The 15310-nt window shown below is 71.0% G+C and carries 12 protein-coding genes and 1 pseudogene; 7 read left to right on the plus strand and 6 right to left on the minus strand.

Features of this window, described 5'->3' with window-relative positions; all coding sequences use genetic code 11:
* Nucleotides 1–2 precede the first annotated feature (2 nt).
* Both ppk2 and LIV37_RS43235 read left to right on the plus strand, forming a co-directional pair.
* Nucleotides 3–947, plus strand: a complete 945-nt coding sequence (gene ppk2 / locus LIV37_RS43230; protein WP_254807151.1) for a polyphosphate kinase 2 — start codon at nucleotides 3–5, stop codon at nucleotides 945–947.
* A 362-nt stretch (nucleotides 948–1309) separates the two neighbouring features.
* The gene (locus LIV37_RS43235; RefSeq protein WP_243146049.1) at nucleotides 1310–1759 is read left to right on the plus strand and encodes an ATP-binding cassette domain-containing protein; all 450 of its coding nucleotides are present in this window, start codon (nucleotides 1310–1312) and stop codon (nucleotides 1757–1759) included.
* A 120-nt stretch (nucleotides 1760–1879) separates the two neighbouring features.
* On the opposite strand, the gene LIV37_RS43240 is transcribed toward LIV37_RS43235, so the two are convergent.
* Nucleotides 1880–3211: a family 43 glycosylhydrolase gene (locus LIV37_RS43240; protein ID WP_121823832.1), complete on the minus strand. Its 1332-nt coding sequence runs from the start codon at nucleotides 3209–3211 to the stop codon at nucleotides 1880–1882.
* A gap of 130 nt (nucleotides 3212–3341) precedes the next feature.
* Between LIV37_RS43240 and LIV37_RS43245 the strand changes: the two genes are divergently transcribed.
* Both LIV37_RS43245 and LIV37_RS43250 read left to right on the plus strand, forming a co-directional pair.
* Nucleotides 3342–5321 (plus strand): aconitate hydratase, encoded by a 1980-nt coding sequence (locus LIV37_RS43245; protein WP_020873391.1) that lies wholly within the window; start codon nucleotides 3342–3344, stop codon nucleotides 5319–5321.
* A 10-nt stretch (nucleotides 5322–5331) separates the two neighbouring features.
* Nucleotides 5332–5892 (plus strand): YceI family protein, encoded by a 561-nt coding sequence (locus tag LIV37_RS43250; RefSeq protein ID WP_020873392.1) that lies wholly within the window; start codon nucleotides 5332–5334, stop codon nucleotides 5890–5892.
* Between the two features lie 189 nt (nucleotides 5893–6081).
* Here LIV37_RS43250 and LIV37_RS43255 read toward each other — a convergent pair whose 3' ends face one another.
* Nucleotides 6082–6939, minus strand: a complete 858-nt coding sequence (locus tag LIV37_RS43255; RefSeq protein ID WP_020873393.1) for a LysR family transcriptional regulator — start codon at nucleotides 6937–6939, stop codon at nucleotides 6082–6084.
* 70 nt (nucleotides 6940–7009) lie between these two features.
* Here LIV37_RS43255 and LIV37_RS43260 point away from each other — a divergent pair, with 70 nt between their 5' ends.
* Entirely contained in the window at nucleotides 7010–7741 is a 732-nt protein-coding gene (locus LIV37_RS43260) for an SDR family oxidoreductase (protein WP_020873394.1), read from the plus strand.
* Nucleotides 7742–7892: 151 nt separating this feature from the next.
* On the opposite strand, the gene LIV37_RS43265 is transcribed toward LIV37_RS43260, so the two are convergent.
* From LIV37_RS43265 to LIV37_RS43280, 4 genes and pseudogenes are all read right to left on the minus strand, one after another.
* The gene (locus LIV37_RS43265) at nucleotides 7893–8480 is read right to left on the minus strand and encodes an IS630 family transposase (protein WP_420834394.1); all 588 of its coding nucleotides are present in this window, start codon (nucleotides 8478–8480) and stop codon (nucleotides 7893–7895) included.
* Between the two features lie 10 nt (nucleotides 8481–8490).
* A pseudogene (locus LIV37_RS52250) lies at nucleotides 8491–8862 on the minus strand (helix-turn-helix domain-containing protein); the annotation flags it as partial.
* A 72-nt stretch (nucleotides 8863–8934) separates the two neighbouring features.
* Nucleotides 8935–10470 (minus strand): sulfatase family protein, encoded by a 1536-nt coding sequence (locus tag LIV37_RS43275; protein WP_020873397.1) that lies wholly within the window; start codon nucleotides 10468–10470, stop codon nucleotides 8935–8937.
* Nucleotides 10471–10548: 78 nt separating this feature from the next.
* A complete protein-coding gene (locus LIV37_RS43280; RefSeq protein ID WP_121823831.1) occupies nucleotides 10549–11526 on the minus strand; it encodes an LLM class flavin-dependent oxidoreductase in 978 nt (325 codons plus the stop codon).
* A 120-nt stretch (nucleotides 11527–11646) separates the two neighbouring features.
* Here LIV37_RS43280 and LIV37_RS43285 point away from each other — a divergent pair, with 120 nt between their 5' ends.
* Together LIV37_RS43285 and LIV37_RS51910 are read left to right on the plus strand one after the other, a co-directional pair.
* Entirely contained in the window at nucleotides 11647–12087 is a 441-nt protein-coding gene (locus LIV37_RS43285; protein ID WP_020873399.1) for a PPOX class F420-dependent oxidoreductase, read from the plus strand.
* A gap of 46 nt (nucleotides 12088–12133) precedes the next feature.
* Complete coding sequence (locus LIV37_RS51910; protein ID WP_020873400.1) at nucleotides 12134–15295, plus strand: CHAT domain-containing protein; 3162 nt, start codon at nucleotides 12134–12136, stop codon at nucleotides 15293–15295.
* The last annotated feature ends 15 nt before the right edge of the window (nucleotides 15296–15310 follow it).

A 15310-nucleotide genomic window follows, 5' to 3' on the forward strand; every position in this document is an offset into this window, starting at 1 on the left:
GCATGACAACGCCGCCCTTGCTGTCCGAGCTGGCCGACCTGACTGTCGACTACAGCGACCACGACGACCCCGTGCTCATCCGGCCGGACGGAAGCCCGGTCGACACCTGGCGGGAGAACTATCCCTACGCGCACCGCATGGAGCGCAAGGAGTACGAGTGGCACAAGCGGCTCCAGCAGATAGAACTGCTGAAGCTGCAGCGCTGGATCAAGGAGACCGGACGCCGGCTCGTCATCGTCTTCGAGGGCCGGGACGCGGCCGGGAAGGGCGGCACCATCAAGCGCTTCACCGAACACCTCAACCCGCGTGGCGCGCGGGTCGTGGCGCTGGAGAAGCCGACCGAGCGCGAACGTGGCCAGTGGTACTTCCAGCGCTATGTCGAGCAGTTCCCGGCCGCGGGAGAGATCGTGCTCTTCGACCGCAGCTGGTACAACCGGGCCGGCGTCGAGCGGGTCATGGGCTTCTGCTCGAAGGACGAGTACCGGCGCTTCACGCGCCAGGCGCCGCTCTTCGAGCGGATGCTCGTGGACGACGGCGTGGACCTGGTGAAGTTCTGGTTCTCGGTGTCCCAGAGCGAGCAGCGCACCCGCTTCACGATCCGCCAGGTGGACCCCGTACGGCAGTGGAAGCTCAGCCCGATGGACCTCGCCTCGCTGGCCCGCTGGGACGACTACACCGCCGCGAAGGTCGCGATGTTCCGCGAGACGGACACGGAGTACGCCCCCTGGACGGTGGTCAAGAGCAACGACAAGAAGCGGGCGCGCGTGGAGGCCATGCGCAGTGTGCTCGCCCGTTTCGACTACTCCGACAAGGACGAGGAGATCGTCGGCACCCCCGACCCGCGCGTGGTGGGCGCGGCGGCGGGCCTGCTGGAGGAGGGCGAGGACGACACGAACGACGCCGCCGGCGACACCACGGGCGAATCCGGCGACGGCGACGGGCGCTGACGAGCACACCGAACCCGGATGCCAGGGCCGCCCCCGGGTTGTCGCTGCCGCGCTGCTGCCGCTCTGGTGGTCGCGGCGATCCCGTCGGAGAACTCCACCTCGCTCGCCCAGCAGTACGCCCCGATCGTCAAGCTGCTGGAGGCCGCGACCGGCAAGCAAGGGCTACTGCTCCGGCGACGGCTGCGAGATCGACGACAACTGGGGCTTCGTCGCGGTGAAGCACTCCGACTACGACAGCGTCCGCGCGGTCTGCGACGCCACCAGGGACGCGCAGTGCAAGGACGGCTCGTGACGGCCCCGGCCCCGGCCCCGACCGCCGTCAACGCCGCCGCCACCGGCCCCCGGCCTGCCCCGGCGAACCGGTGATCCGGCTGGACGGTCTGACGAAGCGGTTCGGCAGCGGCGCCGACTCCCTGCTCGCCCTGGACGAGGTGTCGTTCGAGGTGCGGCCCGGCGAGGTCGTGGCCCTGCTGGGACTGTCCGTCTCCGGCAAGTCGACGCTGCTCTCCCTGCTCGACGGGCTCCAGGCACCGACCTCCGGCGACGGCACTGTCCTCGGCACCGCGCCGGCCCGGGCCGACCGGTCCGCGCTGCGCCGCCGGATCGGCTTCGTCTTCCAGCAGTTCCACCTGGTCGGCAGGCTCAGCGTCCTGGAGAACGCGTGCACCGGCGCCCTCGGGTCGCTGCGCGGGCCCCGGCCGGGGCTGCTCAGCTACCCCCGGGCGGTGCGGGACCGGTGGCCTCCCTCGACCCCGAGTCCTCGGCCCAGGTCATGCGGCTGCTGGCGCGCGTGGCGCGGGAACGGGAGCTGACCGTGCTGGTCCCGCCCGGGCGGCGTCCGGATCATCGTCGAACTCGACGGCCCGCCGCCGCTCCCTGACCGCCCGGCGCCCGTCGCCGGGGCCCCTCCACCCCGGCGACGGGCCCGCCGTTCACCACCGGCGGCGCCGGACGTACAGCCGGCGGCCCTCCGGGCCGGTCCACTCCAGCCGGACGACACCGGGCACGGCGGCGTCGGCGATGCGCGACGGGTCGGACCAGTAGCCGAAGTTCGGATTGCGGAAGAACGTGGCCCACAGGCCGCCGCCGTGGTCCTCGAAGACGTTGTTGTGGCCGGCGCCGACCCCCGCGGTCCATCGCTTGGAGTACGGCCCCTCGAAGCGGTCCGAGACGGCGATGACGGCGTCGTAGTGGTACTGGACACGGCCCGGACCGGGCGGGTCGTAGGCGTAGCGGGTGCTGCCGTCGGGATTGGCCGACGTCCGGTTCCACGCGGCCTGGAGGAGGTAGTACGCGCCCTCGTACTTGAACACGTACGCACCTTCGAGGTACGGCTCGGGGGAGTAGGGCCGCTGCCGGAACGCCGGGAGGTTACTCGTCGGGACGATGTCCTCCATGTCGTCCCGGAACCTCGCGTACAGGTTGTTGTGCAGCACGAGCCACGCGTCGTCGCCCTCGGAGAAGAGGCTGCCGTCGATGTGGTGGTACGCGCCGGGCTCGATGAAATCCGGCCCCCCGATGAGCGGTTCGCCGAAGGGCTTGTCGTGATTGCCCTCGATGAGCCGGTACGGGCCCTCGATCCCGCCCTCGCTCACCAGCAGGAACGACCCGACCTTCCGGGAGTGGTCGCCCATGCACGCGACGATGTACCAGGTGCCGCGGAAGTAGTGCAGCTCGGGGGCCCAGACATTGCCACGCTTGCCGAACCGCTCGTCGTACCAGAACTCCTGCCACGGGGCGACGACGGTGCGTCCGGGCCGGTTCTCACCGGCGAATTCGGGCGACCACACCTTGCCCCGCTCGGCGCCGGGCCGGATGCCGGTCGTGTCGACCAGCTTCCAGGGGCCCCGCAGGGAGGGGGCCACCCATACGAAGATGCCGTCGTTCCAGGGGCCGGCGGCGGTGAGCCCGGGCACGCGGGTGGTGCCCGTGGCCACGTAGACCGGACGGCCGTCCACGACGAAACAGTTGACGTAGGTGTCCCGCATCCAGACCACGCCGCGCGCCCGGTCGCGGGGGCGCGGCTCGAGCGGGAGGATGAAGGAGTTGTCCTTGCGCGGCCACAGGTCCGGGCGGGTGTCCGCGAGGCCGTAGGGGTTGGGTTCGGGCCAGTTCGACGGGTAGCGCCGCGGCGCGGCGGCCTCCGGGGGCGATGCCTGGGCGGCGGCCGCGGGCAGTCCCGCCGCCACGCCCAGGGAACCCGCGACTCCGGCCAGCAATGTGCGTCTGTGGATGGGCAACCTGTTCTCGGAGCTGGTTGGCATGGGCACAGCATGCGGACGCCCTCCGATTTTCGTCAAGAGCCAGGAAAAAAAGATGACGCGGCGTGGACCGGGTACCCGGCGTGGGGCGCCCGGAGGTTCCGGACGCTCCGGCCCGGAAAGGCGGTGGCACATGGATCTGCCCCGTGCCCGTGCGCACGGCACCGTGACCCAGCGGCTCATCGATGATCATCTGTTGTCCGGCCGGATGGAGCCGGGGGAGGAGATCGCGCTGCGGGTGGACCAGACGCTGACGCAGGACGCCACCGGCACGCTGGTGATGCAGGAGCTGGAAGCGCTGGCCCTGGACCGGGTCCGTACCGAGGCCAGCGTCCAGTACGTCGACCACAACATCCTCCAGGCCGACGAGCGCAACGCCGAGGACCACCTCTTCCTGCGCTCGGCCGCCCGCCGCTTCGGCCTGTGGTTCTCCAAACCCGGCAACGGCGTCTCCCACCCGACCCATATGCACCACTTCGGCGCCCCCGGCAAAACCCTGGCCGGTTCCGACTCACACACCTGCGCGGCCGGTTCCCTGGGCATGCTGGCGATCGGCACCGGCGGCCTGGAAGTGGCGCTCGCCATGGCCGGACGGCCGCTCCACCTCACCATGCCGAAGGTCTGGGGCATCCGGCTGACCGGGGAACTGCCTCCGTGGGTCAGCGCCAAGGACGTGATCCTGGAGCTGCTGCGCCGTCACGGAGTGCAGGGAGGCGTCCACCGTGTCCTGGAGTACCACGGCCCCGGTCTGGCCTCCCTCACCGCGATGGACCGCCATGTCATCGCGAACATGGGAGCGGAACTCGGCGCCACCACCACCGTCTTCCCCTCGGACGGGGCGGTGCGCGGCTTCCTCGACGGGGTGGGGCGCGGCGCTGACTTCGTCGAGATCACCGCGGACGAGGACGCGTCCTACGACCTCGACGAGGAGATCGACCTGTCGTCACTGGAGCCGCTCATCGCACGGCCCACCTCACCGGGAAACGTCGTGCCGGTCAGGGAGGCCGCCGGGGAGCCCATCGCCCAGGCCGTCATCGGCTCCTCCGCGAACCCCGGATTCCGCGACTTCGCCGTCCCGGCCGCCATGGTGGCGGGACGGCAGGTCCCGGCCGGGGTGAGCTTCGACATCAACCCGACATCCCGCGAGATCCTCCAGGACCTGACGCGCCGCGGTGCGACGTTCGACCTGATCGCCGCCGGTGCCCGCATCCACCAGTCGGGCTGTCTGGGCTGCATCGGCATGGGACAGGCCCCGGCCACCGGAAGCAACTCCCTGCGCACCTTCCCGCGCAACTTCCCCGGTCGCTCCGGCACCGCGGACGACGCGGTGTGGCTGTGCTCACCGGAGACCGCCACGGCCTCCGCGCTGACCGGTGCCATCGCGGATCCGCGCGACTGGGCCGAGCGCGTCTCGGCGGCGGCCCCTCCCACGCCGGAGGCGCCCGACCCGCCGTCGAACAACGACGCCATGCTGGAACCACCGCTGCCACCGGACGAGGCCGCACGCGTCCGGCTGGTACGCGGCCCCAACATCTCCGCGCTGCCGGAGCTGGATCCCCTGCCGGACAGCATTCACGGCCCCGTACTCCTCAAGGCCGGTGACGACGTCTCGACCGACGAGATCTCCCCGGCCGGGGCGAACGCCCTGCCCTACCGCTCCAACATCCCCAAGCTGGCGGGATTCACCCTCATCCGGCTGGACCCCGACTACCCGCGGCGCGCCGAGGCGGTCCGGGAGGACACCGGGCACCTCATCGTGGCCGGTGCGAACTACGGACAGGGCTCGTCCCGCGAACACGCCGCCATCGCCCCGCGCTACCTCGGCCTGCGAGCCGTCATCGCCAAGTCCTACGCCCGCATCCACTGGCAGAACCTGGTCAACTTCGGTGTGCTGCCACTCGAATTCGAGGATCCCGCGGACTACGACCGCATCGGCCCCGACGACCGGCTGCACATGTCCGGTCTGCGCGAGGCCCTCGCCCCGGGCGGCGAACCGGCCCTCCGGGTCCGCAACGCGACCCGGGACGAGGAGTACACCGTCCGCCACCGCCTCTCGCCCCGGCAGCGGGAGGCCGTGCTCGCGGGCGGTATCATCCCGGCTCTCGCACCCTGAGGTGAGTGCTATGACGCTGAGCGACGGAACGTATCGGATAGGCCCGCCGGAGGCCCGGCTGCTGATCAGGACCAGCCGTACCGGGCTCGGCCGGAGGGCGGGGCACGATCTGACGCTCGAGGCCACCCGCTGGTCCGGGGAGGTGGCGGTTGTCACCGACGCCCCTGAGCGGTCGTCGGTGAGCGTGACGGTCGAGACGGACTCGTTGGACGTACGGGAGGGGACCGGCGGGCTGAAGCCACTCACCGAGGGCGACCGGGCAGACATCAAACGGACGCTGGAGGGCAAGGGGCAACTGCACACCGCGGAGCACCCCACGATCACCTTCCGCTCCACCCGCGTCACCGGTACGCCGCAGTCGTTCGAGGTCATGGGCGACCTCACCATCAAGGGCCGGTCCCACCCGGTGACGGTGCACGGGAGCGCCGAGCCGGACGGAACGCTGCGCGGCTCGGCGTCCCTCACGCAGTCCACCTGGGGAATCAAGCCGTACACCGCGTTCCTGGGCGCGCTGAAGCTGGCCGACGAGGTCCGGGTGGAGTTCATATGCCCCGGCGTGGCGGGCCGTTGAGGGTCCGCCACGCCGGGGGTGGCGCTAGTGGCTTGGCTCGGATTGTCGACCGCGTAATTGGTTCGCCGTCCGGTGCCCGTCATTCTGCCTCCAGGCGTGATCTCGACGGTGGCCGTGAGGGCGTCCTGGAGTGTTCGCACGCCTGCGAGCATGGGCGAGGGCGCCTCCCACCCCGCGTGTCTCCCCGCTCTACCCGCCGTGGCCCGTCGCCTTGCCCGCCACGGCGGCGGCCGCGCGGACGAAGGCGGCCAGGGCTGGGGAGGTGGCGTGCTCGGGCCAGGCGAGGACGAGCGTGGTGGGCTCGGCATCATCGACTGGGACAGCGACCAGGTCGTCGCGGAGCTGGTCGCGGATGGAGGAGGGGAGGACGGCGACCATGCGGCGCAAGGCGATGAGGTGGAGAAGCTGCCCAAGGTCGTGGACCTCGGGTCCGTGTGAGCCACCCTCAGATGCGCCCGGCCAGCGCGGCAGGGGCTCCCCGGCGAGGTCGTTCAGGCAGACCCGGGTACGGCCCGCGAGGCGATGCGAACGCGGCATCACGAGAAGTTGAGTCTCGGTCAGGAGGTCCTGGGTGTCCAGGCCGGTGAGGTCGTGGTGGGGGCGGTGAAGCAGGGCGGCGTCGGCACGACCCTCCCGCAGGAGGATCTCACGCTCGCCGAAGCTGCACACCAGCTCGACCGGCAGCGCACCCGGCTCAGCCTGATAGGCGTCGAGGATCGCGGGCAGCAGGCCACCGTCGCCGCCCGGCTTGATGACCAGGACCAGACGCGGGTCGGCGCGGCCGGCCCGCCGGGTGCGGCGCGCCGCGGCCGACGCGGCGTCGAGCACCGTACGGCTCTCGCGGAGCAGGACGGCCCCCGCCTCGGTCAGTGCGACCCGGCGACTGCCACGTTCCAACAGGGCCACGCCCAGCCGTCGTTCGAGCTGCTGAATGGCGCGGGAGAGCGGCGGTTGGGTCATCCCTAGCCGGGCGGCCGCCCGACCGAAGTGCAGTTCCTCGGCGACAGCGGTGAAGTAGACGAGCTCGCGGACCTCCAGTCTTTCCATACCCACACGGTATCGCTGCGTACCTGATCGGTGTTGGAACTCCCGGCCGCCCCCGTGGTGGGCTGAACGCATGACAGAAACCACAACTTCCCTGGTCACCGGTGCCAACAAGGGCATCGGGCGCGAGGTCGTAGCCCGGCTCGCCTCGCTCGGCACGAACGTCCTGCTGGCCTCGCGCGACCCGGACCGCGGTGCGGCAGCCGCAGCCGACCTGGGCCCGCGGGTGTACCCGGTCACCCTGGACGTCACCGACCGCGCCAGCGTCCTTTCCGCCGCCCGCTGGATCGAGGAGCGCGTTGGCCGGCTGGACATCCTGGTCAACAACGCCGGCATCTCTGGCGACCTCGCCGCCCAGAGCCCTGGCAGTGTCGAACTGCCCGCTGTACGCGAGGTGTTCGAGACCAACGTGTTCGGCGTGATCAGCGTGACCACCACGATGCTGCCGCTGCTCGCCCGCTCCCCCGCCGCCCGGATCGTCAATGTCAGCAGTGGACTGGGCTCCATCGCCCGGATGACCGATCCCGAGGACTACTTCACAACCCGGCCCCCGTTGGCCGCGTACGTCCCGTCCAAGACCGCACTCAACTCGCTGACCGTGCAGTACGCCAAGGAACTGCGCAGCCGCAACATCCTGGTCAACGCCGCCGATCCGGGGCCGTGTGCGACCGACTTCACCACCGCGTTCCCCGGCCTCACCCGCACCGCGGCCGACGGCGCGGCCGTGGTCGTCCGGCTCGCCACGCTGCCCGATGACGGGCCGACCGGCGGCTTCTTCGACGAGCACGGCCCGGTTCCCTGGTGAGCTGCCTGTCAGGGAACCGAGGGACGGGGTGGTGGGGGTCAGCCCGGACGGGATGGGCGAGCCGGAGACCGCGCCGGCGCCCGACGGGCCGCAGCGCCCGGGTTACCCGCCGGACCGCCCCGGCAACAGCCGACGGAAGGGTAGCGGACCGTCAGGCAGCCTTGGCCGGGTACTCGGTCCAGGTGCGGATGGGTGAGTCGGGGGCGAAGCTGGTCTTCGGTTCGGCGCGGGCATTTCGCCAGCGCACGTAGGCGCCGATGGCGGCGTTCTGTTCGCCATGGCTGCGGTGGTCGGTGCCGTTGAGGGCGAAGTAGCGCAGGGCGGCGAACTCGGACTCGATCCAGTTCAGCCACGATCCGTAGGTCGGCAGGAAGACCAGCTCGATGTCGTTCGCCGCGGCCCACGCGCGGACGTTCGGGTGCTTGTGAGGGGAGAAGTTGTCCAGGACGACGTAGAGCTTCTCGCCGGGCCAGCGGATGCGCAGGGACTTGAGTAGGGACAGGAACTCGCACCACCGTTTGCGGGGCCGGATGCGGTAGTACATCTTGCCGGTGGCCAGGTCGAGGACGGCAAGCATGTGCATCACGCCGTCGTAGCGGTTGTAGGTGGCCCGCAGACGACGTGGTGAGCGGTGCGGGCGCCATGCCTTGCCTTTGCGGGGCATGAGGTTGAGCGGCCCGAACTCGTCCACACAGACCACCCGGCCGTCGGTCGGCGGGGAGTCGTAGAGCGCCAGGATCGGCGAGCTTGGTCAGGCTCCAGGTGGAGAACGCGGAGATCTTCCAGTCGGCGGGGGACGTCCGGGCGATCAGGCAGATGTGCTCACGCACCTGGCCGCTGATCATCCTGGGGCGACCCCCGCTCCATTTTGGGTCCAGCGCCTCGAACCCCCGCTCGTTGAAGGCGTGGATGACGTCTCGCACATAGTCGGCGCTGACCTGCATCAACGAGGTGATGTCCGGAACCGACTGCCCCTGCGCGGACATCATCACCACGATCGCCCGCCGCAGCCGCACCGCATCCTTCGCGGTCCGGCTGATCCGCTGCAGCCGACGCCCTTCCTCCATGCTTACCGGCCGGACGAACACCCCCGGACGACGTCCCACGACCACCTCCACCATCACAACGTGGAAGCAGCCTGCCGCGCAACGAACGGAAGATCAATTACCCGACCAAGGATCCGAGCCATGCCACTAGCTGCCGCTGTCGCTGTTGCTCTCGGTCCGGGACGCGTCCTGGCAGCTTTCCGCGCCCTTGCACTTCTGGAGCGCGGTGAGGGTGCGGTGCAGGGCGGCCCGTTGTTCGGCCGAGAGGGACGCCTCCCGGTTGGTCAGCTGCTCGGGGTCGGAGTCCAGATCGTAGAACTCCCGCTCTCCATCGATGTATTCGACATAGAGGGAGTCATCGGTCCGCATCGCCGCGTAGGTCGGTGGATCGCCCGCGTTCTTGGGCGCCGCGTCGGGATCGCCCTTCTTGGACGCCGCCTTATGGTGCTCGACCAGGACGGCATCGCGCCACTCGTCCTTGGTCCGGCCGTGCATCAGGTCGTTGAGGCTGCGCCCGTCCACGCCCGACGGCGAATCCACGCCCGCGAGGTCCTGGAAGGTCGGGTTGAGGTCGACGTTCTCGGCGAGCTGGGACACCTTCTTGCCCGCCGGAACATCGGGTCCGGTGACCATCAGCGGCACGTTGATATCGGTGTCGTACGCGGTCTGCTTTCCGGTGCGGAGCCGGTGTTCGCCCATGTGGAAGCCGTTGTCCGACCCGAACACGATATAGGTGTTGTCCGCCAGGCCCTTGTCCTCGAGCGTCTTCTCCAGCTGACCGATCATTTCGTCGACCGCCTGGACCGAGCGCGCTCGCTTGGCGAAATTCCGGTCGATCCCCTGCTTTTCCTTCGACGTCAGCGGTGACAATGAGCGCTGCCATTCCGGCGCGTTAACGGTCGCCTTGTCATAGGCATCGGTCTGCGGAGCCTTGAGCCCCGGGAACTTGCCCTTGTGGCGCGGCGCGGGCGTGTAGGGGCCGTGCGGTGCGAACGTGGCCACCTCCAGCATGAACGGCTTCTTCTCTTCCGCCGAGGAGCCGACGAACGAGGTGGCCTTCTTCGACAGGACGTCCGTCAGATAGTCCTGGGGAGCCTTTCCATAGGGCACGACCTTGCCGTTCTCGTTCAGCTCGTAGTTGTACTCATGGTAGCCCTCCCCGGCGACGTCCCACTCGTCCCAGCCGGCGGGCACATAGGGCTTGTCGGTGCCGTTCTTGTCGCCCGGCTGGTATCCGTTGAGGTACTTGCCCATGAATCCGGTGCGATAGCCGGCGCGTTGCATCGCGGGCCCGAAGGTCTTCTTTTCGTTGTCGTTCTTCAGAAAGGCGCGGTAGCCGCCGTCGTCGCCGTTGTTGGTGAAGACACCGGTGTTGTGCGGGAATTGACCGGTGAGAATGGATGTGCGCGACGGGCAGCACAGCGAGTCGGTGGCGAAGAAGTTACCGAAGGTCATCCCCTTCTTCTGCATCTCCTGTACATGCGGCATGTACTTCACAAGATTCCATGACAGGTCGTCGGTGAGGACGTACACGATGTTGGGCTTCTTGCCGGAAGCCGAGGCGTCGGTGTCAGAGGTGGCACCTTCGGCCGTGTTCACCCCTCTGTCACACGAGGCCAACATCGAGATGGCCAGGGCCGCACACAGGGCGGCGAGGACACGTGGACGGCGACTGCCGAACATGGCGCAACCTCCTACGAGTTGTGCGTCTACGTCGCCGCGAACCGTAGGAGGCGGCTTTGTGTGATTCTTGTGAGTCGCCTACGGCGTGGCGGCGTGCTGTTTGACGAGTTCGTAACTGCGCAGCCGCGCGGCCGGCGCGTAGACCGGTGTGACCAGCATCAGCTCCTCCGCGCCGGTCGCCTTCGCCACCTCCGCCAGCCGGCGCAGGACGGTCTCGGGCGTGCCGTACGCCTGATGGGCCCCGAACGCCTCGACCCCCGCCCGCTCCTCCGCGGTGAACGGATGCGCCGCCGCCTCTTCGGGCGAGGGGAACGGGAACTCGCTGTGGCCCTTGAGGAGCCCGGCCTTGACGACGTTCATCGGGCCCGCCAGCCACCTGGCCTCGTCCTCGGTCTCGGCGCAGATGGTTTCCACGCACACCAGCACACGGGGGCTCTCGCACCACGGGGAGGGGGAGAAGTGCGCACGGTAGTGGTCGAGCGCGGCGAGGGTGTTGTCGGGGCGGATGTGATGGGCGAACGCCATGGGCAGGCCCAGCCGCGCGGCGAGCGCCGCACCGGCGTCGCTGGAGGCCAGCAGCCACGGCTCCGGGAGTGTGCCGAGCGCGACCTCCTCGACCAGGAACCGTAGCGTCGCCGCCACATCGTCCAGGTACTCGTCGTCCGTCGTCGGACCGGCGCCACGCCGCAGCGCCCGGGCCGTGGCCTCGTCGAAGGTGCCGGGACCGCGGCCGATGCCCAGGTCGATCCGGTCGGGGTGCAGTGCGGCGAGGGTGCCGAACTGCTCCGCCAGCATGATGGGGGCGTGGTTGGGGGCCAGTACACCTCCGGAGCCCAGGCGGATGGCCGAGGTCGACGCGGCCGCGTGGGCGGTCAGGACCACGGGCGGGAACGCGCCGATGGCGGGGGAGTGGTGGTGCTCGGCGTACCAGAGTCGGCGGTAGCCGAGGGCGTCGAGACGCTGGGCGAAGGCGGTGGTGTCACGCAGTGTGTCCACGGCTCGCGTACCAGCTTGGACCATGGCGACTTCCAGCGCGGAGAGCGGCACATCGATCATGCTGTGAGCATACGGAGTGCCGGTGGTGTGCGGCGGCGGTTCCCTGACCCCGGGCGTTCGGAACCCCGGTGGTCAGGGTATTCGTTGACGGTTTGGCCTACGAAAGAGGAGCGAGACCGCATGGCTGCCACGCTGGACGACATCACCCGCACTTGGCTCCGGGAACCCCGGTTCTGGCAGGTGGCCACGTTGAACCCGGACGGTTCGCCGCAGTTGACGCCGATGTGGGCCGATCTGGAGGACGGCCTGGTGGTGATCAACACCTCGGCGGGCCGGATCAAGGAGGAGAACCTGCGGCGTGATCCGCGCGTGTCGCTGTGCTGTATGGACACCGAGGACCCGTATCACCGGGTGGAGATCCGGGGCAGCGCCGTGCGCTTCGTCGAGGGCGATCCGGCCGTACGGGTGATGGACCGTCTCGCGCGGAAGTACCTGGGCACGGAGACGTTCCCCTGGCTGGCCCCCGGCGAGGTGCGGGTGGCGGTCTACATCGAGCCGCACCATGTCCACCGCGTGGTCGGCGTGGAGAAGTTCCGGCCGGGGGTGCTGCCGGACGCGTGAGGGCGCGGTTCGGGCGCGGGGGACGGACACGGGGGAGGAGCGCGGGGTGTACGAGGAACGATGCCACGGCGATGGAAATGGCGATGACGGTGGCGGTGGCGATGACGGTGGCGGTGGCAATGACGGTGGCGGTGGCCACGTCGGCGACGCGCTCACCGCCGCCGTCCAGGGCGTGCTGCGCTGGGCCACGGACGACGTACCGCGGTTCACGGAGCTCCTGGTATGGCTCTACCGGGCCGTGGACCACCCCACGAACTCCCCCGGGGAGGCCGACGCGGAAGTGGCGGCCCTGGGCCTGGACCGGCCGGGCCTCGCCCCGCTGCGCGAGCTGCTGACCGGGCTCGGCTCGGGCGAGGGCGACCCCCGGGCGCTGGCCCAGGACGTCCATCGCGGCGCGGACGTGGCCCGGCGGGCCCTGCGGGAGCTGCCGGCGCACAGGCCCGAACGGCCCCGCATCGCCAGGCTGCACGCCGCCCTGCTGGTGTGGGCTAACCTCCTGGTGCCCGGCACGATGGATTTCGGCGAACTCGACGAGGCCATGGCGGAGCCGGGGGCGGATCCCGACGACCGTCCCAGCGGCCCGGGGTATGTCGGCCTGGAGGAGCGGCTGGCCACTCTGGTCGATGCCGTACGGGTGTCCCAGACCGGCGATCTGGCACATCTGGAGACCAGCGCCGCCCGGCTCCGGGAGATGATCGACACATTGTCCGGGGACGGCGAGAGGGCCGCGACCGTCCGCCGTTCCCTGGCCGCCGGGCTGGCCGGGCGGCTCCATGAGGTGGCGGTGCTCGGGGGCAGCCTCCAGGCCGCCGACGCCGCGCTGACCATGGCCAGGGAGCTGCGCGCCGTATACGAGGACGAGGGCGCGCTGCCGTCCCTGAACACGCTGACCTCGGTGGTGTTCGCCGCGCAGCACGAGCTGGCTCTGGCCCGCCGCAGCGGGGACTCCACCGTGCTGCCGCGCCTGGTCGAGGAGTTGACCGGTCTGTACGCGATCCTGCCGCCCGACCAGGAGAACCGCTTCGCCCTCGCCGGCGTTCTCGCCGAGGTCCATCAGGAACAGGCCGCCCGTACCCAGGATCCGGAGCAACTCCGCGCCGCGGCCCGGTATCTGAGGGAGGTGGTGGAGACCGACCCGCGGGGGCTCGCCCCCATGCTCGCACCGTACTTCCCGGCCGTACGCGCCACCGCGCTGATCCAGCTGATCATGATCGAGCCCAGCCGGGCCGCCGCCGACGAGGCCGTGGCGGAGGTCCACCGGATCGTCGAGGGACCGCAGCCCTCCCCCCGCCAGGAACTCCGGGCGCGGTACCAGCTCGGCCGGGCCCTGCTGCACACGGCCCGCCACCTCGACGACCCGGATCTGCTCGACCTGTGCATCAGCGAGCTGTCCCGGGTCCGTCAGCTGATCGCCGCGGGCGATGGCCTGCCGCACACCGCCGACGCCCTGACACAGCTGTCCGAGGCCCACTGGCTGCGCCGCGACCGCGGCGGTCCGCGCGCCACCGCGGACCGCGAGGCCGCCCTGGCCGCCCGGGGCGAGGCGCTGGTCAGGGTGTCCGCCGACGTCCTGCTCCAACTCGGCTCCGAGGACGGCCTGTCCGTGGCCCGCTTCGGATCGGCACAGGCGCTCTGGCTGGCCTACTGGACCACCGTGTGCGGCCGCCCGGGCGACGCGGTGAACGCGCTGGAACTGGGCCGGGCCCTGGTGCTGCGGGCCGCCGCCGCGTCCCGTGGCATTCCCGAACTCCTCGAAGCCCGGGGACACCCGGAGCTGGCCCGGCAGTGGCGCGCCGAGGTCGCCACGGACATGACCCAGTCCGACACCACGGCCGCGCCGCCGGGCGGGGCCGCCGGGCAGCGGATCCCGGGCACCCTGCGACGCAGGGCGCTCGAAGCGCTGGGCGCGGGCAGCGGCGCGGACGCCTGGCGGCTGCTCGGCCCCCCGGACCTGCCGGCGCTGAGGGCCGGTCTCACCGCCTCCGGCACCGACGCGCTCGTCTACCTCGTCCCCGGGCAGCGCCCCGGCATGCCCGGCTTCGCCCTGGTCGTCCGCCCCGACACCGCCACCGACGCCGATGGCGCCCAGCCCGCCGTCCTGAAGCTGCCGCTGCTGACCCCCGGCAGCCCGCCACTGGAGCGCTACCTCGACGTCACCGCCCGGCGTACCGGGGCAGCCGGCGCCACGGCCGAACCGGGCCGTCAGACGGAGTGGGACGGGCAGTGGGAAGCGGCGTTGCGCGAGCTGTGCGACTGGGCCTGGCCCGCCGCGATGGGCCCCGTCCTGGCCGCCGTGGGCCCGCTCCACCAGCCGCCCAGGATCGTGCTGGTGCCGTGCGGGCCACTCGGCGCGGTCGCCTGGCACGCGGCCCGCACCCCGTACGGGACCAACGGGCGCGAGCACCGGTACGCGTGCGAGGAAGCGGTGCTCAGCTACGCCCCTTCCGGCGCCGAGTTCCTGCGGGCCGCGCCCCGGGACCGGCTGCCCACCACCGCCGGGCAGGTCCTGGTCGCCGACCCCGAACTCAGCCTCGTATGGGCCGAGATCGAGGCGGAGGCGCTGCACACGGCCTGCTACCCGGACGGCCTCCGCTACGGCGAGTTCCCCACGGCCGACGTCAGCGACGCGCCGGGGACACCCGAGGACGTCCTCGACGCGCTGCCCGGTGGCGGCTCACCGGCGGCCGTTGTGCACATCTGCTGCCACGCCCTGGCCGGTCCGGACCCCACGCGCTCGGCACTCTGGCTCGCCGCCCCGCCGACCGGTCCCGAGGAGGCAGGACGGCTGACCGTGGCCCGCATCCTGGACGCCGCCGCTACCGAACAGCCGGGCGGGGCGGGCCCGTTGGTGGTGCTCAGCGCCTGTGAGACGGATCTGAGCACCCGCGACCACGACGAGGCCCTGACCCTGTCCACCGCCCTGGTCGCGCGTGGCGCCGCCGATGTCATCGGCTCGCGCTGGGCCGTGAACGACGCGCCGACGGCCCTGATGATGGCCGTCTTCCACGACTTCGTCACCGCACACGGCCTCGCCCCGGTGGACGCCCTGCGCGCCGCCCAGCTCTGGATGCTCAACCCGCGCCGCGAGCCCCCGCCCACCCTCCGCGGCGAACTCCGCGGCGAGGCCACCCGCACCGACCTCGACCACATCCACTTCTGGGCCGCCTTCACCCACCAGGGCAACCCGGCGGCCCGGGACACACGCTGATCCCGGCCCGAGCCC

The sequence above is a fragment of the Streptomyces rapamycinicus NRRL 5491 genome (genome assembly GCF_024298965.1).
Taxonomy (GTDB): Bacteria; Actinomycetota; Actinomycetes; order Streptomycetales; family Streptomycetaceae; genus Streptomyces; species Streptomyces rapamycinicus.

Coding starts and splice junctions, on each gene's coding strand:
- ppk2 (WP_254807151.1), top strand. CDS start 3: ATGACAACGCCGCCCTTGCTGTCCGAGCTGGCCGACCTGACTGTCGAC.
- LIV37_RS43240 (WP_121823832.1), bottom strand. CDS start 3,211: ATGCCAACCAGCTCCGAGAACAGGTTGCCCATCCACAGACGCACATTG.
- LIV37_RS43245 (WP_020873391.1), top strand. CDS start 3,342: ATGGATCTGCCCCGTGCCCGTGCGCACGGCACCGTGACCCAGCGGCTC.
- LIV37_RS43250 (WP_020873392.1), top strand. CDS start 5,332: ATGACGCTGAGCGACGGAACGTATCGGATAGGCCCGCCGGAGGCCCGG.
- LIV37_RS43255 (WP_020873393.1), bottom strand. CDS start 6,939: ATGGAAAGACTGGAGGTCCGCGAGCTCGTCTACTTCACCGCTGTCGCC.
- LIV37_RS43260 (WP_020873394.1), top strand. CDS start 7,010: ATGACAGAAACCACAACTTCCCTGGTCACCGGTGCCAACAAGGGCATC.
- LIV37_RS43275 (WP_020873397.1), bottom strand. CDS start 10,470: ATGTTCGGCAGTCGCCGTCCACGTGTCCTCGCCGCCCTGTGTGCGGCC.
- LIV37_RS43280 (WP_121823831.1), bottom strand. CDS start 11,526: ATGATCGATGTGCCGCTCTCCGCGCTGGAAGTCGCCATGGTCCAAGCT.
- LIV37_RS43285 (WP_020873399.1), top strand. CDS start 11,647: ATGGCTGCCACGCTGGACGACATCACCCGCACTTGGCTCCGGGAACCC.